This is a genomic window from Streptomyces sp. Q6 (assembly GCF_036967205.1).
Classification (GTDB): domain Bacteria; phylum Actinomycetota; class Actinomycetes; order Streptomycetales; family Streptomycetaceae; genus Streptomyces; species Streptomyces citrinus.
Genome location: NZ_CP146022.1, coordinates 4,672,240 through 4,694,178 on the forward strand (window position 1 = coordinate 4,672,240; position 21,939 = coordinate 4,694,178).

General features: G+C 72.8%; 21 protein-coding genes and 2 pseudogenes. 18 read left to right on the forward strand and 5 right to left on the reverse strand.

Annotation, left to right across the window (positions count from 1 at the left end; all coding sequences use genetic code 11):
• Positions 1 to 48: 48 nt before the first annotated feature.
• From V2W30_RS21890 to V2W30_RS21905, 4 genes and pseudogenes are all read left to right on the forward strand, one after another.
• The gene (locus V2W30_RS21890; RefSeq protein ID WP_338698943.1) at positions 49 to 798 is read left to right on the forward strand and encodes an ABC transporter permease; all 750 of its coding nucleotides are present in this window, start codon (positions 49 to 51) and stop codon (positions 796 to 798) included.
• Positions 795 to 1,463, forward strand: coding sequence for an ABC transporter permease (locus tag V2W30_RS21895; RefSeq protein ID WP_338698944.1), 669 nt, complete (start codon positions 795 to 797; stop codon positions 1,461 to 1,463). Before V2W30_RS21890 ends, V2W30_RS21895 begins: the two co-directional genes overlap by 4 nt.
• 131 nt (positions 1,464 to 1,594) lie before the next feature.
• Complete coding sequence (locus tag V2W30_RS21900; RefSeq protein ID WP_338698946.1) at positions 1,595 to 2,563, forward strand: ABC transporter substrate-binding protein; 969 nt, start codon at positions 1,595 to 1,597, stop codon at positions 2,561 to 2,563.
• 146 nt (positions 2,564 to 2,709) lie between these two features.
• Positions 2,710 to 3,800 (forward strand): annotated as a pseudogene (locus V2W30_RS21905) (hypothetical protein).
• A gap of 49 nt (positions 3,801 to 3,849) precedes the next feature.
• Here V2W30_RS21905 and V2W30_RS21910 read toward each other — a convergent pair.
• Together V2W30_RS21910 and V2W30_RS21915 are read right to left on the reverse strand one after the other, a co-directional pair.
• The gene (locus V2W30_RS21910; protein ID WP_338698948.1) at positions 3,850 to 5,199 is read right to left on the reverse strand and encodes a PH domain-containing protein; all 1,350 of its coding nucleotides are present in this window, start codon (positions 5,197 to 5,199) and stop codon (positions 3,850 to 3,852) included.
• Positions 5,196 to 5,729: a PH domain-containing protein gene (locus V2W30_RS21915; protein WP_338698950.1), complete on the reverse strand. Its 534-nt coding sequence runs from the start codon at positions 5,727 to 5,729 to the stop codon at positions 5,196 to 5,198. Before V2W30_RS21915 ends, V2W30_RS21910 begins: the two co-directional genes overlap by 4 nt.
• A 31-nt stretch (positions 5,730 to 5,760) precedes the next feature.
• Here V2W30_RS21915 and V2W30_RS21920 point away from each other — a divergent pair, with 31 nt between their 5' ends.
• Complete coding sequence (locus tag V2W30_RS21920) at positions 5,761 to 6,912, forward strand: NADH-quinone oxidoreductase subunit D (protein ID WP_338698952.1); 1,152 nt, start codon at positions 5,761 to 5,763, stop codon at positions 6,910 to 6,912.
• Here V2W30_RS21920 and V2W30_RS21925 read toward each other — a convergent pair.
• Complete coding sequence (locus tag V2W30_RS21925; RefSeq protein WP_338703719.1) at positions 6,877 to 7,878, reverse strand: SAM-dependent methyltransferase; 1,002 nt, start codon at positions 7,876 to 7,878, stop codon at positions 6,877 to 6,879. The genes V2W30_RS21920 and V2W30_RS21925 overlap by 36 nt on opposite strands.
• 163 nt (positions 7,879 to 8,041) lie before the next feature.
• Between V2W30_RS21925 and V2W30_RS21930 the strand changes: the two genes are divergently transcribed.
• Genes V2W30_RS21930 through V2W30_RS21940 form a run of 3 tightly spaced genes read left to right on the forward strand, consistent with a single transcriptional unit; the run spans position 8,042 to position 10,618 of the window.
• Positions 8,042 to 9,238 carry a sensor histidine kinase gene (locus V2W30_RS21930; RefSeq protein WP_338698954.1) on the forward strand — a complete coding sequence of 399 codons (1,197 nt, stop codon included), beginning with the start codon at positions 8,042 to 8,044 and terminating at the stop codon, positions 9,236 to 9,238.
• A 55-nt stretch (positions 9,239 to 9,293) separates the two neighbouring features.
• Positions 9,294 to 9,965, forward strand: a complete 672-nt coding sequence (locus tag V2W30_RS21935; RefSeq protein ID WP_338698956.1) for a response regulator transcription factor — start codon at positions 9,294 to 9,296, stop codon at positions 9,963 to 9,965.
• Between the two features lie 23 nt (positions 9,966 to 9,988).
• A complete protein-coding gene (locus tag V2W30_RS21940; protein WP_338698958.1) occupies positions 9,989 to 10,618 on the forward strand; it encodes an AAA family ATPase in 630 nt (209 codons plus the stop codon).
• A gap of 44 nt (positions 10,619 to 10,662) precedes the next feature.
• Here V2W30_RS21940 and V2W30_RS21945 read toward each other — a convergent pair whose 3' ends face one another.
• A complete protein-coding gene (locus V2W30_RS21945) occupies positions 10,663 to 11,769 on the reverse strand; it encodes a DUF5937 family protein (RefSeq protein WP_338698960.1) in 1,107 nt (368 codons plus the stop codon).
• A gap of 189 nt (positions 11,770 to 11,958) precedes the next feature.
• On the opposite strand from V2W30_RS21945, the gene V2W30_RS21950 reads away from it, so the two are divergent.
• Positions 11,959 to 12,171, forward strand: coding sequence for a hypothetical protein (locus V2W30_RS21950; RefSeq protein WP_338698961.1), 213 nt, complete (start codon positions 11,959 to 11,961; stop codon positions 12,169 to 12,171).
• A 67-nt stretch (positions 12,172 to 12,238) separates the two neighbouring features.
• On the opposite strand, the gene V2W30_RS21955 is transcribed toward V2W30_RS21950, so the two are convergent.
• Positions 12,239 to 13,390: a threonine aldolase family protein gene (locus V2W30_RS21955; RefSeq protein WP_338698962.1), complete on the reverse strand. Its 1,152-nt coding sequence runs from the start codon at positions 13,388 to 13,390 to the stop codon at positions 12,239 to 12,241.
• Between the two features lie 134 nt (positions 13,391 to 13,524).
• Between V2W30_RS21955 and V2W30_RS21960 the strand changes: the two genes are divergently transcribed.
• From V2W30_RS21960 to V2W30_RS22000, 9 genes and pseudogenes are all read left to right on the forward strand, one after another.
• Positions 13,525 to 14,469, forward strand: coding sequence for a Rossmann-like and DUF2520 domain-containing protein (locus V2W30_RS21960; protein ID WP_425244578.1), 945 nt, complete (start codon positions 13,525 to 13,527; stop codon positions 14,467 to 14,469).
• Positions 14,466 to 15,454, forward strand: a pseudogene (gene panC / locus V2W30_RS21965) (pantoate--beta-alanine ligase). The gene V2W30_RS21960 and the pseudogene panC overlap by 4 nt, the downstream one beginning before the upstream one ends.
• Positions 15,451 to 17,214: an L-aspartate oxidase gene (locus V2W30_RS21970; RefSeq protein WP_425244579.1), complete on the forward strand. Its 1,764-nt coding sequence runs from the start codon at positions 15,451 to 15,453 to the stop codon at positions 17,212 to 17,214. Before panC ends, V2W30_RS21970 begins: the two are co-directional and overlap by 4 nt.
• Positions 17,211 to 18,197 (forward strand): carboxylating nicotinate-nucleotide diphosphorylase, encoded by a 987-nt coding sequence (gene nadC / locus V2W30_RS21975; RefSeq protein WP_338698964.1) that lies wholly within the window; start codon positions 17,211 to 17,213, stop codon positions 18,195 to 18,197. Before V2W30_RS21970 ends, nadC begins: the two co-directional genes overlap by 4 nt.
• Positions 18,197 to 18,994, forward strand: coding sequence for a type III pantothenate kinase (locus V2W30_RS21980; protein WP_338698965.1), 798 nt, complete (start codon positions 18,197 to 18,199; stop codon positions 18,992 to 18,994). Before nadC ends, V2W30_RS21980 begins: the two co-directional genes overlap by 1 nt.
• A 26-nt stretch (positions 18,995 to 19,020) precedes the next feature.
• Positions 19,021 to 20,586, forward strand: a complete 1,566-nt coding sequence (locus tag V2W30_RS21985; RefSeq protein ID WP_338698967.1) for a hypothetical protein — start codon at positions 19,021 to 19,023, stop codon at positions 20,584 to 20,586.
• Positions 20,587 to 20,602: 16 nt separating this feature from the next.
• On the forward strand, positions 20,603 to 21,199 hold the full coding sequence (locus tag V2W30_RS21990) for a hypothetical protein (protein ID WP_338698969.1): 597 nt from the start codon (positions 20,603 to 20,605) through the stop codon (positions 21,197 to 21,199).
• A 13-nt stretch (positions 21,200 to 21,212) separates the two neighbouring features.
• Positions 21,213 to 21,401, forward strand: a complete 189-nt coding sequence (locus V2W30_RS21995; RefSeq protein WP_338698970.1) for a hypothetical protein — start codon at positions 21,213 to 21,215, stop codon at positions 21,399 to 21,401.
• 124 nt (positions 21,402 to 21,525) lie between these two features.
• Positions 21,526 to 21,930: a BlaI/MecI/CopY family transcriptional regulator gene (locus tag V2W30_RS22000; protein WP_338698971.1), complete on the forward strand. Its 405-nt coding sequence runs from the start codon at positions 21,526 to 21,528 to the stop codon at positions 21,928 to 21,930.
• The last annotated feature ends 9 nt before the right edge of the window (positions 21,931 to 21,939 follow it).

Sequence of the window (21,939 nt, forward strand, 5' to 3'; positions counted from 1 at the left end):
GTACGGGTGCCTGGCATACGTTCGGGGATCCGGGGGAGGTGGGGCGGGGTGAGCGAGCAGAACTGCCTGGTGGCCAATGACTGGGTGTGCGGGGAGTATCTGCGCAGCCGCAGCCAGGAATTGGTCGACGCCACCGTCCAGCATGTCGGCATCACGGCCGCGTCGGTCGCGATCGGCGTGCTGATATCCCTGCCGCTCGCGCTGCTCGCACGGCGCAGGCGCGCCTTCGCGGGGCCGGTGCTCGGTGTGACCACCGTGTTCTATTCGATTCCCTCGCTCGCGATGTTCTCGCTGCTGCTGCCCCTGTTCGGTCTTTCGGTGACGTTGGTGATCACGGGGCTCGTCCTGTATTCGCTGACGATTCTCGTGCGCAACATATTGGCGGGACTCCAGGCGGTGCCCGAGGAGGCCACGGAGGCCGCGCGAGGCATGGGGTACGGGCCGCTGCGGCTGCTGTGGGAGGTCGAGCTTCCCTTGGCGCTCCCGGCGTTGCTGGCCGGGGTCCGTATCGCCACGGTGTCCACGGTGGCCCTGACGACGGTCGGCGCGATCGTCGACTACGGCGGCCTCGGCACGCTGATCCTCGACGGGCTCGACAGTGACTTCAAGGCGCAGGTGCTGACCGCTTCGGTGCTCTGCGTGGTCCTCGCGATCCTCGCCGACCTGCTGCTGCTCGGCGTCCAGCGGTGGCTGACGCCGTGGACGCGGGTGGCGGCAGGACGGGCCTCGCGCGGGACCCGCATACGCAAGGCCGCGGGCGCCGCCGAGGCGCGGGAGACGCCGGAGAAGGTGGCATGAGCGCGATATCGGGCGCGTACGAGTGGCTGACGACGGGGGCCAACTGGCAGGGCGAGAAGGGGGTGTGGCACCGCCTCGCCGAGCACCTGTACTTCAGCGGTGTCGCGCTCGGCGTCGCCTGCCTCATCGCGCTGCCGCTCGCGCTCTGGCTCGGCCACATCGGCCGGGGCGGCACGCTCGCGATCAACCTCTCGAACGTGGGCCGTGCCGTACCGACGCTCGCCGTCCTGGTGCTGCTGACCCTCACTCCGCTCGGCCGGCACGGAGACGTCCCGACGCTGATCGCGCTGGTGCTCTTCGCGGTGCCGCCGCTGCTGACCAACGCGTACGTGGGCATGCGCGAGGTCGACCGGTCGGTGGTGGAGGCCGCGCGAGGGATGGGCATGAGCGGCGGCCAGGTCTTCGCCCGGGTCGAGCTTCCGCTGGCGTACCCGCTGGTGATGACCGGGCTGCGTTCGGCGGCGGTCCAGGTGATCGCGACGGCGACGCTGGCCGCGATGGCCGGGGAGGGCGGGCTCGGGCGGATCATCACCGCCGGGTTCAACCTCCAGGACACGCCCCAGGTCGTCGCGGGCGCCGTGCTCGTGGCCGCGCTCGCGCTGCTCGTGGAAGTGGTGTTCGTGGCGGTGGGGCGGCTGCTCGACCCGATGCGGGGACGGGCCTGATCGCGGTGGCGGCGCGTCCGACCCCGTCGATCCGGGCCACGCCTCGATTCCGTTCCACCCGTTCAACCCGTGGAACCCGTTCAACCCGTTCAACCCGTGCAATCGGTGCACTCAGCGCAACTAGGAGAGCGATGAACAGCAGGACGCGTCGAATGGCCCTGGCGGTCGTGGCGGCGGGCGCACTGACCGCGGGACTCACCGCGTGCGGCGGCGACAGCCTTGAGGGCAAGGACGATTCGGGCGGTTCGGGTGGTGGCGGCGGAAAGGGCAAGGTCGTCGTCGGCGCCGCGAGTTTCACCGAGGCCAAGGTGCTCGGTGAGCTGTACCGGCAGATATTGGACGACGCCGGCTATGACGCCTCGGTCAAGACCGTGAAGAACCGCGAGATCTATGAACCGCAGCTCGCCAAGGGCGCCATCGACGTGGTGCCCGAATACGCGGCGACGCTCGCCGAATTCCTCAACCTGAAGAAGAACGGCGCCGACGCGAAGGCCGTCGCCTCCAGCGATGTCGACGCCACCGTGACGGCACTGCGCAAGCTCGCCGAGCCGGAAGGTCTGAAGGTTCTGGACGCCGGAGAGGCCGTCGACCAGAACGCGTTCGCGGTGAGCGAGGACTTCGCGAAGAAGCACAACCTCAAGACCCTTTCGGATCTCGGTTCCTCGGGTCAGAAGGTGAAGATCGCGGCCGGTGACGAATGCGAGGAGCGCCCCTTCTGCGCTCCGGGTCTGAAGAAGACGTACGGCATCGACGTCACGGGCATCGACCCCAAGGGCGTAGGCACCACGCAGGCCAAGCAGGCCGTGAAGAACGGCACGGACCAGCTGGTCCTGACCACCACGACCGACGCGACGCTGAAGAACTACGGCCTCGTCCTGCTGGAGGACGACAAGAAGCTCCAGAACGCGGACAACATCATTCCGGTTGTGAATGCGAAGGACGCGGGCGATGCGGGGATAGCCGACGCCCTCGGGAAGTTGACCAAGACGCTCACGACCGACGATCTCGTCGAGTTGAACCGCAAGGTCGACGCCGAGCGCCAGAAGGAAGCCGATGTGGCGAAGGAGTACCTGGAGTCCAAGGGGCTCATCGGTAAGTGATCTTGGTCGTGACCGGGGTGGATATGAGTGGTGATGCGAGTAACTAGGCGTCATCTGACGGGAGTTCGGTGGAATGTGTGACGCCTGTGCCCGAAATTTGCCGGGCGGGGCTTCGCGATTCGCCTACGCGCGGTAAGTTTCTGGCCATGCCACGTGGACGTCACCGCCATTCCCCACCCCTGCACCGCCTGCTGCCCCCCTCGGTGATCGCCGGCGTTCCGCTCGTCTGTGCGGGCGGCGTCTGGCTGTCCGGTGATCCGCTCGTGCTGCGGGGCGTCACCGCCGCCGCCGCGGCCGCCGCGGTCGTCGGCGCCGTCGTGATGCGCCGCTGGGACCGGCTCGCGGGCAAACAGGTCGCCGATCTGACCCGGGGTGCCGCGAGCGAGCGCTGGCGGCACGAGGAGGCCGTGGCGGAGCTGGAGGGCGACCTGGAGGAGTCCCGCGAGCTGCGCGGCAAGCTGGAGGGCAAGCTGCGGGCCAAGCGGTCCGAACTGGCGGCGCTGCGCAATGAACACGCGGCGCTGCTGCGGCGGTACGCGAACGCGGAGACCGAGCGGGCCAGCGCGCTGGAAGGCCGCCGCCAGCTCGCGATAGAGGCTGCCGCCCCGGCGAAGGCGCTGCCCCCGGCCGGTTCGTCCGGTCGCCGCGGCGCGCCCACGCCCTCGCTGTACCTGCGCGCCAACGCCGCGCTCGACCGGCTCGCGCGTCCCCAGGCCCCCGTGGCGGCCGAGGAGACCGATTCCCGGGGAAGTCCCAGGCGGCGGCCGGCCACTTCACGGTCCCGGTCGCCGCGGCGGTGGTGCCCGCGGCGCCCGCACGCAAGCGCCTTGAGGGCGGCTTCGACTTCTTCGGCACGCAGGCCCCCGCCGCGCAGCCGGACACGGACCTGACGAACCCGGGGCCCGCGTCCACCGGCCTGGCGTCCACCGGCCTGGCGTCCACCGATCTGGCGAACACGGATCTGGCCGATGTCGTCGGCGAGGAGGCGCTCGCCTCGCGGGAGCGCGACCGGGCGCAGGAGCCCGAGCGGACCGAAGCTCCTCAGGCCACCGAAGCCCCTCAGGCCGTCAAAGCCGCGGACGCCACCGAAGCCCCACAGGTCACGGAAGCCGCCGAGGCCACGGAGACCACCGAGGCCGCCGAGGCGACCGAGGCGACCGAGGTCATCGACCTGACCGCGCACGACGAGACCGAGCAGATCGACGTGGGCGGTCTGCGGTCGGCCCTCCGGGCCTGATGCCCTGACGGGTGGCGGGGGAGGGGCGCCGCGCGTGGTGTGCGCCCCGCTACGACTTCGCCATCCACCGGTCCGGGCGCGCGTCCCTGCGGCCCGTCCGCGACCTGTCCGCCTGCGCGCGCAGCAGCTCCGTGGCCTCCTGTACGTCCCTGAGGCGCGCCGTCACCGTCTTGTTGGCGCCGGTGTCGAGGTGCAGGTCGGCGACCCCCCAGTAGCGCTCCCAGGGGCCCTGGGTGAGGCGCACGCTCTGCACCTTGGCGTGCGGGACGAGGGAGAGGTGGCGTTGCAGCAGCCCCGCGCGTGCGGCGAACACCGTCTCCGTCACGGCCACGCCGTAGCCCCGCCACCACAGCGGCACGCACCAGTGGCCGCGCCGCGGCGGTGCCACGAAGTCCGCGGGCTTGGGCACCGCGACCCCCGGCAGGATCCGCGCGACGACGTCCTCGGCCTGCTCGCGCGGGGCCACCGGGACCAGGACCGAGTTGGACGACCCGGCGACGTGCAGCTCCACGCGGACCCAGCCGCGCCGCCGCCACAGCACCGGTTCGACGATGCGCACGGTCTGCACGCGGCCCGGCGGCACCGTCTCGTGCACCCGGTCGAGCAGCCCGTGGTCGATGCGGAGCCCGTCGGGGGACTCGGCGACCGTCCAGTCGTACTCCTTGATGAACCGGCCCGCGCTGTTGGTGAACGCGCCGCCCACCAGCGGCACGCCGACCGCGATCACTGTCCACAGGTTGTGGGTGGCGAACCACAGGAACGCGGGGACGACGACCGCGGCGAGCAGCATCGCCCACGGCGCGCCCGTCAGGAGCAGCGCGACGGCGAGCGTGCGCGGTGGTGTGTGCAGGATCTGCCGCGCCGGTGCCTCGCCGACCTCGCGTGCCGACTCGGGCGCGAACCCCGCCGCGCGGGCGAGGAGTTCCGCACGGAGGTCGCGCGCCTCCTTCTCGCCCAGGTAGGACAGCTCGTCCTTCTTGTCGGCGCCCACCACGTCGAGTTTCAGCTTGGCCACGCCCACGAAGCGGGCGAGGAGGGGCTGCGTGACGTCGACGGCCTGAAGGCGGTCGAGCCGGATGTGCGCGGTGCGGCGGAACAACAGGCCCGTCCGGATGCGCAGTTCGGTGTCCGTCACCGCGAAGTGCGTGAACCACCAGGTGAGGAAGCCGTACAGGGCCGCCGCGGGGACGAGGACGCCCAGGCCGATCGCGAGCGTGGTCGAGGTCAGCCGGGCCAGTTGGCGCTGCGCCTGGTCCATGTCGTGGACGGCCCAGCCGAGCAGGATCGCTATCGGCGCCCACGCCCGGCGCAGGGGCGTGACGGGGTGCAGGCGCCGCTCTCGTGTGCCCGGGGACTCCAGCGGGTCCCCCGCGCCCTCGGAGGCGCGGGAGGCCGTCACAGGCCCGCCGATCGGGCTTCGCCGAGTTCGGTGAGGCGGTCGCGCAGCCGCTCGGCCTCGGCCGGCGTCAGGCCGGGGATCGTCGCGTCGCTGGCCGCGGCCGCGGTGTGCAGTTGCAGGCTGGCCAGGCCGAACTTGCGCTCCAGCGGGCCCGAGGTCACCTCGACCAACTGCATGCGCCCGTACGGCACGATCGTTTCCTCACGCCACAGCACGCCGCGGCTGATCAGCAGGTCGTCGGAGCGTTCCGCGTACCGCCACGAGCGCCAGTTGCGGCCCAGCATCGGCCAGCCCCAGGCCAGCACGGCCAGCGGCAGCAGCGCGAACGCCGCCCAGGGCGGGCCCGCGAGGATCGCGAGCCCCAGGCCCACCGCCACCGCCAGCGGCACCATCCACATCGCCAGCAACAGGCGGCGCAGCTTCAGCAGGCCCGGTGGCAGCCCCGTCCAGTCGGGTCCCGCGTCGGAGGGCGCCTCGGCGCCGTCCGCGGGCCCCGCATTCCCCGTGATCCCCGTCGCCCCTGTTTCCATGCGCCCACCCTACGTAGGAGAGACTGTCGCCATGACGCCCACGACTCAGGCCACGGTCGGCATCGGTGGTGCCGCGGAGAGCACCGACATGGTGCTCAACATCGGTCCGCAGCACCCTTCCACCCACGGTGTGCTGCGCCTGCGTCTCGTGCTCGACGGCGAGCGGATCCAGCACGCGGAGCCGATCATCGGCTACATGCACCGCGGTGCGGAGAAGCTCTTCGAAGCGCGGGACTACCGGCAGATCGTGATGCTGGCCAACCGCCACGACTGGCTGTCCGCCTTCTCGAACGAGCTCGGGGTCGTGCTCGCCGTCGAACGGATGCTGGGCATGGAGGTCCCCGAGCGCGCCGTCTGGCTGCGGACGCTGCTCGCCGAGCTGAACCGTGTGCTGAACCATCTGATGTTCCTGGGTTCGTACCCGCTCGAACTGGGCGGAATCACTCCCGTCTTCTATGCCTTCCGTGAGCGCGAGGAACTCCAGGCCGTCATGGAGGAGGTATCCGGCGGGCGCATGCACTACATGTTCAACCGCGTCGGCGGCCTCAAGGAGGACCTGCCGCTCGGCTGGACCACGCGTGCGCGGGCGGCCGTCGCGGACGTCCGCTCCCGGATGGACGTCTACGACCGGCTCGTGCTCGGCAACGAGATCTTCCGGGGCCGCACGCGCGGTGTCGGCGTCCTGTCCGCCGAGGCGGTCCACGCGTACGGGGTGAGCGGCCCGATCGCCCGCGCCTCCGGCGTCGACTTCGACCTGCGGCGCGACGAGCCGTACCTCGCCTATGGAGACCTTCAGGACACCCTGAAGGTCGTCACGCGACAAGAAGGCGACTGCCTGGCGCGTTTCGAGTGCCTTCTGGAACAGACCCACAACGCCCTCGACCTCGCCGACGCCGCCCTCGACCGTCTCGCCGACCTGCCGCCGGGGCCGGTCAACCAGCGCCTCCCGAAGGTCCTCAAGGCCCCCGAGGGCCACACGTACGCGTGGACGGAGAACCCGCTCGGTATCAACGGCTACTACCTCGTCTCGAAGGGCGAGAAGACGCCGTACCGCCTCAAGCTGCGTTCCGCCTCGTACAACAACATCCAGGCGCTGGCCGAGCTGCTGCCCGGCACGCTGGTCGCCGACATGGTCGCGATCCTCGGGTCACTGTTCTTCGTGGTCGGCGACATCGACAAGTAGGCCGCCGAGGCCGGCGCCCGGACCATCCGTCTCGATCCCGACCGGTTCGACCAGCCACGCGAAGTCGCCGAGCCCGCCGCGCGCCGTCAGCTCCGCGGCCTCGCCCGACCGCGCGAGCGCCCGTACGTACGCCGCCGGGTCCTGGGACGCGAGGGACAGGGGCGGGCGGTCCCCGGTGACGCCGAGGGCGTGCAGGGCGGCGCGCTGCGTGAGGAGCCGGGCCCCGGGCGTCGCCGCGCACGCGTCGAGCGCCACATGGGCCGTGATGTCGCAGGACCCGTCGGGCACCGGTGTCGTCCCGCGGCCCTCCCGGAAGCCCGTGAGCGTGCCGAAGGACGGCCGGGAGCCGCGCGTGTGCGCGTAGTCCACGGCGACCGCGAGGCCGCGCTCCAGGGTGCGTACGGCCGCCGCCCACGCCTCGTCGCGGGGCAGCCCGACCTCGGCGCGCAGCCCCGGCTCGGCCGGCGGCGGCCACCAGGTCTCCAGCCAGCGGGCCGCCACCTCGTCCAGCGGGCCGGGGGCGAGCGTCTCCGTCCCGTCCCCCTCTACGAGGACCAGCCGCGCGGTGCCGTGCGCGTCGGCCTCGACGACGTCCAGGGGGACGTTGTCGAGCCATTCGTTCGCGAACAGCAGCCCGGTCACCCCGGAGGGCGGCTCGGCCCGCCACTCGATCCGGTGGTCGAGATCAGCGGGCCGCTCCGCCTTCTCCACCGCGCAGGCACGCGCGCGTGCCGCCACGCCCGCCGGCAGCGCGCGCAGAACGGCGGAGATCAGCTCGCCGCGCCCCGCCGCCATGTCCACGAACGTCAGCTCGGCGGGCTCGCCGAGCGCCGCGTCGACCCGGCACAACAGCGCGGCGACGGCACCGGCGAACAGCGTCGACGCATGCACCGACGTGCGGAAATGCCCGGCCGGACCCTCGGGCCTGCGATAGAAACCGGCAGGCCCGTACAGCGCCTCCTCCATGGCCTCGCGCCACCCGCGTCCCGCGCCCTGCCGTACGTCGTCCACACCCGAAGGCTAAGCGCAGGGGGCGCACGCCTCTCCACCTTGGGGAGTACGCGCGCCGGGCGCGGATCGACCCTCCGGTTGACCCCTGCGCACCCCGCGCCTGCCTACTCTGGGTTACGTGCAGCGCCTCTACGACTTCCTCCGCAGACACCCGACATGGGTCGACGGCTTCTGGGCCGTGATCCTCTTCGGGATCTCCTGCGCGAGTCTGGTCGGCATGGGGGTCGAGGAGCGCGCGACCGTCCCGTCGCTGTTCTTCGCCGCGCTGCTGTCCGTGGTCGTTCTGCTGCGCCGCCGCATGCCCGAGCGGATGCTCCTGCTCACGGCGGCCGCGGGCCTGGGCCAGCTGGTGTTCGACGCCCGGGTGAACCCGGCCGACTTCGCGATGCTGGTGATCGTCTACACGGTCGCCGCCGACGGGGCGAAGTGGGCGTCCCGGTTCGGTCTGGCCATAGGTCTGTGCGCGGCGCCGCTGTCCCAACTGCGCTGGCCCACCGAGGAGACGAGCGGCGCGGGGCAGATCGCGGTCACCGTCTTCCAGATGGTGCCCTTCGCCCTCGCCTGGGTCCTCGGCGACTCGCTGCGCACCCGCCGCGCCTACCTGGCGCAGCTGGAGGAGCGCGCGAACCGCCTGGAGCGGGAGCGCGAGGCCCAGTCGAAGGTCGCGGTCGCCGCCGAGCGGGCGCGTATCGCCCGCGAGCTGCACGACGTCGTCGCGCACAACGTGTCGGTGATGGTGGTGCAGGCCGACGGCGCCGCCTACGTCCTCGACCAGGCGCCTGACCAGGCCAAGAAGGCCCTGGAGACCATCTCGGGCACCGGCAGGCAGGCCCTCGCCGAGATGCGCCGGCTGCTCGGCGTGCTGCGCACCGGCGAGCCCGAGGAGGGCGGTGAGTACGTGCCGCAGCCCGACGTCGAGCAGATCGAGGACCTCGTCGAGCAGGTGCGCACGGCGGGCCTCCCGGTCGACTTCAAGGTCGAGGGCACCCCGCGCCAGCTGCCCAGCGGCGTCGAGCTGACCGCATACCGCATCGTCCAGGAAGCCCTCACCAACACCCGCAAGCACGGCGGTCCGAACGCGGGGGCGAGCGTCCGCCTCGTCTACTTCGACGACGGGCTCGGCCTGCTCGTCGAGGACGACGGGAAGGGCGCCCCGCACGAGCTGTACGAGGACGGCGGCGCCGACGGCCGCGGGCACGGGCTCATCGGGATGCGCGAGCGCGTGGGTATGGTCGGCGGCACGCTGGACGCGGGCCCGCGCCCCGGCGGCGGATTCCGTATCAGCGTCCTGCTGCCTCTCAAGCCCGCCCACTGACACGTACCAGCCACGAACCGCCACCAGCCGTCCACCTGATGTGAGGACCCGCCCGATGTCGATCAAGGTCATGCTCGTCGACGACCAGGTGCTGCTGCGCACCGGCTTCCGGATGGTGCTCGCCGCCCAGCCGGACATGGAGGTCGTCGCCGAGGCGGGCGACGGTGTCGAGGCGCTCGAAGTGCTGCGCGCGACGTCGGTGGACGTGGTCCTGATGGACGTACGCATGCCGAAGCTCGACGGGGTCGAGACGACGCGGCGGATCTGCGCGGACCCGAATCCGCCGAAGGTCCTCATCCTGACCACGTTCGATCTGGACGAGTACGCGTTCTCGGGGCTCAAGGCGGGCGCGTCCGGGTTCATGCTCAAGGACGTGCCGCCCGGCGAACTGCTCACCGCGATCCGCGCCGTGCACAGCGGCGACGCGGTGGTCGCGCCGTCCACGACGCGGCGCCTGCTCGACCGGTTCGCGCCGATGCTGCCCAGCAGCACCAAGGAACCGCAGCACAAGCACCTGGAGCGGCTCACCGAGCGCGAGCGCGAGGTCATGATCCTGGTCGCGCAGGGTTTGTCGAACGGCGAGATCGCGGCGCGGCTCGTCCTGTCCGAGGCCACGGTCAAGACGCACGTGGGCCGCATCCTGACCAAGCTGGACCTGCGCGACCGCGTCCAGGTCGTCGTCCTCGCCTACGAGACGGGACTTGTCCGAGCGGGCGGACAGGGCTGAGCCCCACCCCATAGGGTCTGCGCATGCTCCTCTGGATCAACGGCCCCTTCGGAGGCGGCAAGACGCAGACCGCCCATGAGCTCCGGCGCCGCGTTCCGGGCAGCGTCGTCTGCGACCCGGAGCACATCGGCTTCGGCCTGCACCGCACGCTGCCGCGCGAACTGCGCGACGACTTCCGGGACTTGAAGGCGTGGCGCGAGGGCGTGTACGAGGTCCTCGACCTCACCCTCACCCGGCACGACGGGCATGTCATCGTGCCGATGACGCTCACGGAGTTCACGCACCACGACGAGATCCTCGGCCGACTGCGCGAACAGGGCCACGACGTACGGCACTTCACGCTGCTCGCCTCTCGGGAGACGGTCCTGCGGCGGCTGCGGGAGCGGCGCCTCGTACACACCGTCCGCCGCGCCCTGGGCCAGGACGCGCCCGCTCCGGGCGACAGCTGGGCCGAGCGGCAGCTCGCCCGCTGCCTGGAGCGCCTGAAGGAGCCGGAGTTCGCCGAGCACCTGTGGACGGACGAGGCGACGGTGGCGAGGACGGCGGACCGGATCGGCGTCCTGTCCGGCCTGACCCTGACACCGCACCGCGGCGGCGCCCTGACCGGCCGGGTCCACAGGGCCTGGACGGGCCTGCGGCACATCCGGGCCTAGCGCCCCCGGCGCGTTCAACGGCCGAGGGTGCCCAGAGGCGCCCCCTAGCGCAGGACGCCCTCGATGAAGTCCCCGCCCAGCCGCGACACCACGCTCAAGTCCAACTGGTGCTGCATATAACGCCCGTGGCGCCGCGTCGTGATCAGCCCCGCCTTCTTCAGCACCGACAGGTGCCGGGATATCTCCGGCGCCGACATCCCGTGCGCGTCGGACAGCTCGCTCGTCGTGTACGAGCCGCGGGCCAGGTGCCGGCACAGCCGCATCCGCACCGGGTGGGCCAGCGCCGACATGCGCAGGGTCAGCTGCTCGACCGAGGGCGGCGCGGAGAGGCCCGGTGACGAGATCGGGTACATGATCGAGGGCTGCCAGCCGGCCCGGTGCAGCACCCACAGGTGCGGCCAGCCGAGGCTCGTCGGGATGAGGACCAGGTAGCCGTCGCCCGTCTCCGCGAACCCTTGCGTGATCTTGTCGACGGAGATGGTGCGGCCCGTCTCGTCGAGCGAGACGGCCGTGGACACCGCGCCGAGCGCCTCGCGCAGGCCCTTGCGGCGCAGCAGCTCCGTCTTGTGCCGGGCGTCGGCCGCCAACTGGTGCTGGACACGCGCCCACACGTCCGAGAAGAACGCCTCGTCGCACTCCATGAGCAGCTCGCGGAACCACGTCCTGATGGCGGGCGGATCGTCCAGCAGGCGCTGCGTGAACCGGACTTGCTGCACCCCGCGCGTGGCCGCGAGGTCCAGGGCGCGCTCCCGGGTGCGCGGGTCGGCCAGCCGGTCCACGGTCCGGCTCGCGTACGTGGACTGGCAGGTGAACTCCAGCGCGGCGTCCACGAACTGCTCGTCCGAGAGCTTGTCGAGCAGGTCGAGCTCCTCGGTGAGCGTGGCCCCGGGCAGCGTGCGCCGGCCCGCGATCCCGGCCGCCGGGGTGAACACGTCCGAGAACGTCGTGCGCCACAGGAAGTCCGCCTCGCACAGCCGGTCCGCCAGGCACGGATCGAGGCGCGTGGACACGCTCGTCGTCCAGCCCTGCAACCCCGGGTGGTGCGCGGGCTCCGACAGCGCGTGCAGCGCCATGCCCATCTCGGCCAGGGGCGAGGGCACGACACGAATGCGCTCGGGCGCCAGGCCCGTGATGTCGATGCTCACGCTCATGACCCCATGGTGCACGGAGCCACCGACAACCGGGTCGTCGATTGACGGGTCCCGTCAATCGACGTGACCGGGGCCGGGCGGCGGGCGCAGTCTCATAGCCATAGGCCCTGAAGCACAGCAAAGAGGCTGATTCCAGGGCATCTTATTTCATTCGGCGTGACAATCGAGATGATGAGCGAGGTGGTTGTGATGACCGTCAACCAGCAGTACGCCCTCGACGCCTACCGCGCCGCACAGCGCGGGGAGACCGCGGGTCCGGCGCCCGGTCTGCACGACTGGAGCGCCGTTCGCGAGCTGCGCGACTATCAGCGGTTCGCTGCGGTCCTGGCCGGACGCCCGGCACACGGCCGGATCCGCGCGGCCCTGGCCCGCCGCTTCTCCGGCCGCGCCGCCGGTTGCTGAGCCGACCGGCGGCGAGCCGCCGCGTGCCGGGCCTCCCGGCGCCCGGTCCGCCGGTCAGGGCAGCCGGTCAGGGCAGGCGTCGTACGAAGTCCGCGACGGCCGCGCGGACGTCGTCGGCACTCCACTCCAGGCCCGGCGCCGCGACGGTGACCTCGACGAGCGAGAGCCCCGTCGCCTCGTCCGCCGGCCACCAGCGCCCGAACAGCGACGTCCCCGTCTCCTCCGTCTGCGCCACCGCCGCCTCCGTGAGGACGTCGGCCGCGTAGGGCAGGAAGACCCGGAACTGATGCGTGTGCGGCACCTCGGGGTGCACGCGCGACCAGGGCACCCCGGCCTTCGCGAAGCCGTCCCGCATCGCCTCGGCGACCACGCGCGCGTGAGCCACGTACTCCGGCAGCCGCGGCAGTTCGCTCTCCATCCCGGCCAGCGCCGCGACGACCTGCGGGAACTGCTGGAAGATCTGGCCCCCGTAGCGGTGCCGCCAGGCCCTGGCCTCCTCGATGAACGACGCCGGGCCCGCGAGCGCGGCGCCGCTCAGTCCGCCGAGCGTCTTGTAGAAGGACACGTAGACGCTGTCCGCGAGCCCCGCGATCTCGTCCAGCGGGCGCCCGAAGTGCTCCGTGCACTCCCACAGCCGGGCCCCGTCGAAGTGCACGACGGCGTCCCGCGCGCGTGCCGCCTCGCACAGCTCCTCCAGCTCCTCCCAGGAGGGCAGCACGAATCCGGCGTCCCGCAGCGGCAGTTCGAGCATCAGCGTGCCGAACGGCTCGTCCAGGTCGTGCACCTCGCCGGGGGTGGGCTGCCGCGCCGCCGACGTGGGGTGCACGGTGCGCAGCCCGGTGAGGGTCGTCAGGGCGTCGCGTTCGTGGACCTCCGGATGCCCCAGCGGGTGCAGCGCCACCGTGGGGTTGCCGGTGCGCCCCGCCCAGCAGCGCAGGGCGACCTGCTGCGCCATGGTGCCGGTCGGGAAGAACGCGGCCGCCTCCTTGCCGAGCAGGGCCGCGACCTTGGTCTCCAGCTCGGCGACGATCCCGCCGCCGTACAGGTCGATGTCGCCGTCCGCGTCGGTCACCGAGCCGACCGCCTCGGCGAGCTGCGCGAGTCGCTCCCCGACCGTCGCCTCGCCGGGCCGCCGTGCCAGGGTCCGCTCCGCGCGCCGCCAGGCCGCGATCCGCCGCGCCGTCCGCGCCTTTTCGTCGCTCTCGTACGTTCCGGTCATTCTGGGATCATGGCTCACGCGCGTGCGCTTGCCCACAGCCTGTGGACGCCCGAGGCCCGTCCGCCCAGATAGCGTTAACATGACGAGAAATCGTCCGGTACCCCGAGCGGACTGGAACGGAAGGCCCTCGTCCAGTGACCTCACCCTCGCAGTTCCCCCGACCTGAGCCCCTCAGGCCCACCGACCCCGGTGACCGCCCCGCGCGTCTCACCGTGGGTGTCGTCGGCGCGGGCCGGGTCGGACCCGCGCTCGCCGCCTCCCTGCAACTGGCAGGGCACCGACCCGTCGCCGTCTCCGGCGTCTCCGACGCCTCGGTGCGGCGGGCCGCGACCCTGCTCCCCGACGTGCCCCTGGTGCCGCCCGCCGAGGTGCTCGCGCGGGCCGAACTGGTGCTCCTGACCGTCCCCGACGACGTCCTGCCCACGCTCGTCGCGGGCTTCGCCGAGGCCGGCGTCGTCCGCCCAGGACAGCTGATCGTGCACACCTCGGGCCGGTACGGCACCCGGGTGCTCGACCCGCTGCTGCGCGCGGGCGCCCTGCCGCTGGCGCTGCACCCCGCGATGACCTTCACCGGCACCGCCGTCGACGTCCAGCGCCTGGCCGGCTGCTCCTTCGGCGTCACCGCGCCCGAGGAGCTGCGGCTCGCCGCCGAGGCCCTCGTCATCGAGATGGGCGGCGAGCCCGAGTGGATCGCCGAGGAGATGCGGCCGCTCTACCACGCGGCCCTCGCGCTCGGCGCGAACCACCTGGTCACCCTGGTCGCCGAGTCCATGGAGCTGCTCCGTGCGGCGGGCGTCGCCGCCCCCGACCGGATGCTCGGCCCGCTGCTCGGCGCCGCCCTCGACAACGCGCTCAGGTCCGGCGACGCGGCCCTCACCGGGCCGGTCGCGCGCGGCGACGCGGGCACCGTGGCCGCCCACGTGAGCGAGCTGCGCAAGCACGCCCCGCAGACCGTCGCCGGCTATCTCGCGATGGCCCGCGCGACCGCCGACCGCGCTCTCGCGCACGGCCTGTTGAAGCCGGAGCTCGCCGAGGACCTGCTCGGTGTCCTCGCGACCGGCGCGGAGGAGACCCGATGACCCGGCTGCTGCACCAGGGCGAGGAACTGCGGGCACGCACGCGTGGCGGGCAGCGCGTCGTCGTCATGACGATGGGCGCCCTCCACGAGGGGCACGCCACCTTGATCCGTACGGCCCGCGAGCGCGCGGGCGCCGACGGCGAGGTCGTCGTCACCGTCTTCGTGAACCCGCTCCAGTTCGGCGCGGGCGAGGACCTCGACCGCTACCCGCGCACCCTCGACGCCGACGTCAAGATCGCCGAACAGGCGGGCGCGGACGCCGTGTTCGCCCCCTCGGCCGACGAGGTCTACCCCGGCGGGCAGCCGCACGTGCGCATCACGGCGGGCCCGATGGGCGAACGCCTCGAAGGCGGCTCGCGCCCCGGCCACTTCGACGGCATGCTCACCGTGGTCGCCAAGCTGCTGCACCTCACCCGCGCGGACGTGGCCCTCTTCGGCCAGAAGGACGCGCAGCAGCTCGCCCTGATCCGGCGCATGGTCCGCGACCTGAACTTCGATGTGGAGATCGAGGCGGTGCCCACGGTCCGCGAGGCCGACGGCCTGGCGCTCTCCTCCCGCAACCGCTACCTCTCCCCGGACGAGCGCCGCTCCGCGCTCGCCCTGTCCCGCGCCCTGTTCGCGGGCAGCGACCGGCAGGCCGCACAGGAGGCCCTGCGCGCGCGTGCCGCCGAGAACCCCACCTCGCGCGCGCGTGCCGAGGCGCTCGGCGCGCTCGGCGAGGCCCGCGCCGCCGCCGACGCGCACGCGCTCGCCACGGCGGCGCCGGGGCTCCCTCGGCCGTCCTGGCCGCCGCCCGCCAGGTCCTCGACGAGGCCGCGCGCCTCACGCCGCCGGTCGTCCTCGACTACGTGGCCCTGGTCGACCCGGCCGACTTCACCGACGTGACCGACGAGTTCGAGGGCGACGCCGTCCTCGCCGTCGCCGCGCGCGTCGGCACCACCCGGCTGATCGACAATCTGCCCCTGACCTTCGGAGGTCACCTGTGACCAGCACAGGCATACGCCCGCCCCTCGACGGCGACCAGCCGGAAGAGCTCCGCGCGCGCCCCTTCCTCACCGCCCCGAGCCCCGGCTGGAACCTGGAGGCCGACGTCGTGGTCGTCGGCTCCGGCGTCGCGGGCCTCACGGCGGCGCTGCGCTGCGAGGCGGCCGGCCTGCGCACGGTCGTCGTCACCAAGGCCCGGCTCGACGACGGCTCCACGCGCTGGGCGCAGGGCGGCATCGCGGCCGCGCTCGGCGAGGGCGACACCCCCGAGGAGCACCTGGACGACACCCTGGTCGCGGGCGCGGGCCTGTGCGACGAGGAAGCGGTGCGCACCCTCGTCACCGAGGGCCCCGGCGCCGTCCGCCGCCTCATCGAGACCGGCGCCCGCTTCGACGAGACCGCCGACGGCGCCCTCGACCTGACCCGCGAGGGCGGCCACCACCGGCGCCGCATCGCGCACGCGGGCGGCGACGCGAGCGGCGCGGAGATCTCCCGCGCACTCGTCGAGGCCGTCCGCGCACGCGGTGTCCGTACGGTCGAGAACGCGCTGGTCCTGGACCTCCTCACGGACGCCGAGGGGCGCACCGCCGGCGTCTCCCTGCACGTCATGGGCGAGGGCCAGCACGACGGCGTCGGCGCCGTCCTCGCCCCCGCCGTGGTCCTCGCGACCGGCGGCATGGGCCAGGTCTTCTCGGCGACGACGAACCCGCCCGTGTCGACCGGCGACGGCGTCGCGCTCGCCCTGCGCGCGGGCGCCGAGGTCAGCGACCTCGAATTCGTCCAGTTCCACCCGACCGTGCTCTTCCTGGGCGCGGACGCCGAGGGCCAGCAGCCGCTCGTCTCCGAGGCCGTGCGCGGCGAGGGCGCCCATCTGGTGGACGCGGACGGCGTGCGCTTCATGGTGGGCCAGCACGAACTGGCCGAGCTCGCGCCCCGCGACATCGTCGCCAAGGGCATCACGCGCCGCATGCAGGAGCTGGGCGCCGAGCACATGTACCTCGACGCGCGGCACTTCGGCGCCGAGATGTGGGAGAAGCGCTTCCCCACGATCCTCGCCGCCTGCCGCGCGCACGGCATGGACCCGATCACCGAGCCCATCCCGATCGCCCCGGCCGCGCACTACGCCTCCGGCGGCGTCCGCACCGACCTGCACGGCCGCACCACGGTGCCGGGCCTGTACGCGTGCGGCGAGGTCGCCTGCACCGGCGTGCACGGCGCGAACCGGCTGGCCTCCAACTCCCTTCTGGAGGGCCTGGTCTACGCGGAGCGCATCGCGGACGACATCCAGCGGCAGTACGCGGAGAACGGCCTGCACGCGCGCGTGCCGGCTCCGGTGGCGCACCCGCGGACCCCGACCCACCCCCTGCTGCCCGCCGAGGCCCGCTTCGCGATCCAGCGGGTGATGACGCGGGGCGCGGGCGTCCTGCGCTCCGCCGACTCCCTCGCCGAGGCCGCGGCCCAGCTGGGCCGCATCCACGCGGAGGCGGTCAACTCCCTCGCGGAGAACGGCAAGACGGCCGAGCCGGGCGTCGACACCTGGGAGGCCACCAACCTCCTGTGCGTGGCCCGCGTCCTGGTCGCCGCCGCGCGCCGCCGCGAGGAGACCCGCGGCTGCCACTGGCGCGAGGACCACCCCGACCGCGACGACGCCGACTGGCGCCGCCACATCGTCGTACGCCTCAATCCCGACCGCACTCTGGCCACGCACACCACATCGACCGCAGACTTCCCCGCAACGGCAAAGACACCCCAGGAGCAGTGACCGACGTGAGCGCCACCCCCGATCTCCCCCTGGCGAACTCCTGTGGCGACGGCTGCGGCTGCGCCTCCGAGGGCGCCGACGACGCGATGGAGTGCGGCCTCGACCCGTCGCTCGCCCAGCTCCTGCTCGACGCGGGCCTGCACCCGGTCGAGATCGAGGACATCGCCCACATGGCGATCGCCGAGGACCTCGACGGCGGCGTGGACGTCACCACGGTCGCCACGATCCCCGAGGAGGCCGTCGCCACCGCCGACTTCACGGCCCGTGAGGGCGGCGTCGTGGCGGGCCTGCGCGTCGCCGAGGCGATCATCTCCGTAGTGGCCACCGACGAGTTCGAGGTCGAGCGGCACGCCGAGGACGGTGACACGGTGGAGGCCGGGCAGAAGCTCCTCTCCGTCACCACCCGCACCCGCGACCTGCTCACCGCGGAGCGCAGCGCGCTCAACCTGCTGTGCCGCCTGTCCGGCATCGCGACGGCCACGCGCGCGTGGGCGGACGCGCTGGACGGGACGAAGGCGAAGGTCCGCGACACCCGCAAGACGACGCCGGGCCTGCGCAGCCTGGAGAAGTACGCGGTCCGGATGGGCGGCGGCGTCAACCACCGCATGTCCCTGTCGGACGCGGCCCTGGTCAAGGACAACCACGTCGTCGCGGCGGGCGGCGTCGCGGCGGCCTTCCAGGCCGTGCGCGACCGCTTCCCGGGCCTGGCGATCGAGGTCGAGGTCGACACGCTGCACCAGCTGCGCGAGGTCCTCGACGCGGGCGCCGACCTGATCCTCCTGGACAACTTCACGCCCGGCGAGACCGAGGAGGCCGTGGCGCTCACGGACGGCCGCGCGCTCCTGGAGTCCTCGGGCCGCCTCACCCTGGAGAACGCGCGGGCGTACGCGAAGACCGGCGTCGACTTCCTCGCGGTCGGGGCCCTGACGCACTCCTCGCCGATCCTCGACATCGGTCTCGACCTGCGCGAGGCGGCGCTCTGATGCTGCTCACCATCGACGTGGGCAACACCCACACGGTCCTCGGCCTGTTCGACGGCGAGGAGATCATCGAGCACTGGCGCATCTCCACGGACGCGCGCCGCACCGCCGACGAACTCGCCGTCCTGCTCCAGGGCCTGATGGGCATGCACCCGCTGCTCGGCGACGAACTCGGCGACGGCATCGACGGCATCGCGATCTGCGCGACCGTGCCCTCCGTCCTGCACGAGCTGCGCGAGGTGACCCGCCGCTACTACGGCGACGTCCCCGCCGTCCTGGTCGAGCCCGGTGTCAAGACCGGCGTCCCGATCCTCATGGACAACCCCAAGGAGGTCGGCGCGGACCGCATCATCAACGCGGTCGCGGCCGTCGAGCTCTACGGCGGCCCGGCGATCGTCGTCGACTTCGGTACGGCGACGACGTTCGACGCGGTCTCCGCGCGCGGCGAGTACGTGGGCGGCGTGATCGCCCCCGGCATCGAGATCTCCGTCGAGGCCCTCGGGGTGCGCGGCGCCCAGCTGCGCAAGATCGAACTGGCCCGGCCGCGCAGCGTCATCGGCAAGAACACCGTCGAGGCGATGCAGGCCGGCATCGTCTACGGCTTCGCGGGCCAGGTCGACGGCGTCGTGAACCGGATGGCGCGCGAACTCGCGAGCGACCCGGACGACGTCACCGTCATCGCGACCGGCGGCCTCGCGCCCATGGTCCTCGGCGAGGCCTCCGTCATCGACGAGCACGAGCCGTGGCTGACCCTGATCGGACTCCGCCTGGTGTACGAGCGCAACGTGTCGCGCAGCTGACAGCCGCACCGACTTCCGGGGGGAACATGCAGGTCCTACGCCGATGGGGCGCGGTCGTCGCCGTCCTGGCCGCGACGCTGCTCGGTACGCCGGTCACGGCGGCCGGAGCGGCCGACCCGGTGGTCGACCTGGAGGTGCCGGGGACCGGGTACCTCACGCAGCGCGGCATCGGCCCGACCGGCGGCTACCGCGTCTGGCTCGATCCGCGGCCGGGCGCGGGCCGGTCGTCACAGGCCGACGTCACGCTGACCGTCGACGCCACGGACCTCGCGGGCGTCGCGCGGCTGCGGACCCGGCGCGAGTGCGGCGACCACACCTGGACGACCGAGGTGTTCACCTGCGCCCTGGGCACCCTCACGAGCGGGGGGCGGAACTACCCGGACGCCCTCTACATCGAGGCCGCGCCGGGCGCCGCCAAGGGCAGTCATGGCACGCTCCGCTACACCTTCAGCGCCCCCGGCGGCGCGGACGCCACGTTCGAGACCGACGTCCAGGTCGCGGGCCCCGACCTGCGCGAGCGCGTCGAGAAGCCCCGCACGACCGTCACCGCGGGGAGGAGTTTCGACTTCACGCCGCGGCTGCGCAACGCGGGTCGTTCCCCGGCCCGCGGCTTCGTGGTGCAGTTCGAGAGCGCCTTCGTGCATTTCCGTACGGAATACAGCAATTGCCGGTACGCGCCCGAACGCTGGGCCGTCTGCCGGTTCGACGAGACCCTCGAACCGGGGCAGGCCTACGCGTTCGACGGGCCGGTCGGCGTCGGCGTACCGGATTCGATGCTGAACGGTTCCTTCACGTACTCGGCTCGTCTGATCGACCCCTCCGGCGTCCCGCTGACCGGTATGGGAGCCGCCCCCGGCGACGACGAGGGCATGACACGCGGCACGGGACCGAAGCTGTCGGTCCGCCCGGTCGACGGCGGCGCGCGGGGCTACGGCGACGCGTACGAGCCGGGCACCGTGAAACTCCGCACCTCCCAGACGGCCGACCTGCGGGCGACCACGAGCACCCTGACGGGCCGGACCGGGCAGACGGTCGACCTGAAGGTCGCCGTGCACAACGCGGGCCCCGGCCGCGTCGCCGGCGCCTACCTGGCGGTCACGCCCCCGGAGGGCACCACGATCGTCGAGCCGACCCCGCCGCCGGACCCGGACGGTGAGCTGGAATGGCAGTGGGAGTGCTCCGGCCGGAAGAACACCACGCACTACTGCGATCCCGACCGCGCCCTGGAACCCGGCGACACCTGGGAGACGACCCTCCAGGTCCGGATCGTCGAGCGGGTGCGCGCCGCCGAGGGCCGCCTGGAGGTGCGCGAGGACCCCAAGCGCCCGGCGAACGACCCGAAGCGCGGCGACAACGTGGTCCCGATCAGGATCGACGCCACCGGCGGCCCCCTGGTCGAACCCACCACGCACCCCACGCCGCTCCCGACCGCGGCCGGCGCGGCGGCGGACACGCGCGGCGGTGGCCCCGGCGGCGGCACGATCGCGGCGGCCGCGCTGCTCGCTCTCGTCGTGTTGTCGGGATTCCTGCTCTGGTGGGTGAAAAGCCGCCGCGCCCGCGCATCCGGGAATTCATTGAAATTGTCTGATTAGCCCGTATTGTCACCTCATGCCCACGCCCTACGGAAACCGCGGCGGCATGGCGTTCGGTGCAGAAGAGCTGCGTGTGCTCCGACGCGCCCTCGCCCTCGCCCTCCACCCCGCCCCCGCCTCGGACACGGACGTCCGGGACTGTCTGCGACTCGCGGAGTCGGTCGACGAGACCACGCGGGAGGCCGCCCGCCAGCGGGCCTTCCTGCTCGCCGACCTCGACCGCTACCGAGGGGCCCTGCCCGGCTCCGTCACCGGTTATCTGAGCCTCCTCACGGACGCTCTGGCGGCGGGCCACCAGCCCGGCGTCGACGACCTCTCGGCCCTGCGCGCCCTGCGCGGCAACCCCGCGGCCGCGGCCCTCCTCGACCGCTGCCGCGCCCTGGCCGAACAGGGCGTCAGGGACCGACTGGAGGCGCGCCACCGCCCACGCGTCCCGGCCTCCCGTACGCGACTGCTCGCGCTGCCCGGCGGCCTCCTCGACGCCGCCGACCAGCCGGCGGCGCCCCGCCCCGGCACCCCGCCGCGCCCGGTCCCCACCCCGGCCGAGGTCTTCCCGCCCAAGCGCCGCCCGGTCCAGCCCCCGGCCCCACCGCAGCAGTGGGCGGCGGGGTAGCTACTCTGGAGCCATGGACTACGTCTCCGCGCTCGTGCCCCCGGTAGTGATGGCCGCGTTCTTCATCGGCCTCATCGTGACGATCGTGAAGTCGCAGGGCGGCGACCGCAAGGCCAAGGAGGACGCGGCCGTGGACGCCGCGATCGCCCGCGCCGAGGCCGCCCGCCAGAGCGGCGTGAAGCAGGGGCCGGCCGGGGCCTGACCCGCCGCGACCAGCGCGAGGACAGTGAAAGGGGCGCCCATCGGGCGCCCCTTTTGTCATTGATTGACCGGTCGGCGCCACGTCCGACGCTGAATTACCGACTTCTCCCACTATTGTGCTGCTCGTGCCGCGCCCCTTGGGAGAACTCGAAGACGCAGTGATGACACGGGTGTGGAAGTGGAACCGCCCGGTGACGGTGAGAGAAGTCCTGGAGGACCTTCAGCAGGAACGGTCCATCGCCTACACGACGGTCATGACCGTATTGGACAATCTCCATCAGAAGGGCTGGGTACGCCGCGAGGCGGAAGGCCGGGCCTATCGATATGAGGCCGTCTCCACCCGGGCCGCCTACTCGGCGGCACTGATGAACGAGGCCTGGGCGCAGAGCGACAACCCCGCCGCCGCGCTCGTCGCGTTCTTCGGCATGATGTCGTCCCAGCAGCGCGAAGCGCTCAGGGACGCCATGCGTATCGTTCAGCCCGAAGTGCCGTCGGCCCCCGGGGAAGCGGGCGGCGAGGCCGGGCGATAGCGTCCGGTC

Bases quoted from the DNA above. Each gene is read 5' to 3' on its own strand.
- V2W30_RS21895 (WP_338698944.1), top strand. From the start codon at position 795: ATGAGCGCGATATCGGGCGCGTACGAGTGGCTGACGACGGGGGCCAAC.
- V2W30_RS21900 (WP_338698946.1), top strand. From the start codon at position 1,595: ATGAACAGCAGGACGCGTCGAATGGCCCTGGCGGTCGTGGCGGCGGGC.
- V2W30_RS21915 (WP_338698950.1), bottom strand. From the start codon at position 5,729: ATGGAAACAGGGGCGACGGGGATCACGGGGAATGCGGGGCCCGCGGAC.
- V2W30_RS21920 (WP_338698952.1), top strand. From the start codon at position 5,761: ATGACGCCCACGACTCAGGCCACGGTCGGCATCGGTGGTGCCGCGGAG.
- V2W30_RS21925 (WP_338703719.1), bottom strand. From the start codon at position 7,878: ATGGAGGAGGCGCTGTACGGGCCTGCCGGTTTCTATCGCAGGCCCGAG.
- V2W30_RS21935 (WP_338698956.1), top strand. From the start codon at position 9,294: ATGTCGATCAAGGTCATGCTCGTCGACGACCAGGTGCTGCTGCGCACC.
- V2W30_RS21940 (WP_338698958.1), top strand. From the start codon at position 9,989: ATGCTCCTCTGGATCAACGGCCCCTTCGGAGGCGGCAAGACGCAGACC.
- V2W30_RS21945 (WP_338698960.1), bottom strand. From the start codon at position 11,769: ATGAGCGTGAGCATCGACATCACGGGCCTGGCGCCCGAGCGCATTCGT.
- V2W30_RS21950 (WP_338698961.1), top strand. From the start codon at position 11,959: ATGACCGTCAACCAGCAGTACGCCCTCGACGCCTACCGCGCCGCACAG.
- V2W30_RS21955 (WP_338698962.1), bottom strand. From the start codon at position 13,390: ATGACCGGAACGTACGAGAGCGACGAAAAGGCGCGGACGGCGCGGCGG.
- V2W30_RS21980 (WP_338698965.1), top strand. From the start codon at position 18,197: ATGCTGCTCACCATCGACGTGGGCAACACCCACACGGTCCTCGGCCTG.
- V2W30_RS21985 (WP_338698967.1), top strand. From the start codon at position 19,021: ATGCAGGTCCTACGCCGATGGGGCGCGGTCGTCGCCGTCCTGGCCGCG.
- V2W30_RS21990 (WP_338698969.1), top strand. From the start codon at position 20,603: ATGCCCACGCCCTACGGAAACCGCGGCGGCATGGCGTTCGGTGCAGAA.
- V2W30_RS21995 (WP_338698970.1), top strand. From the start codon at position 21,213: ATGGACTACGTCTCCGCGCTCGTGCCCCCGGTAGTGATGGCCGCGTTC.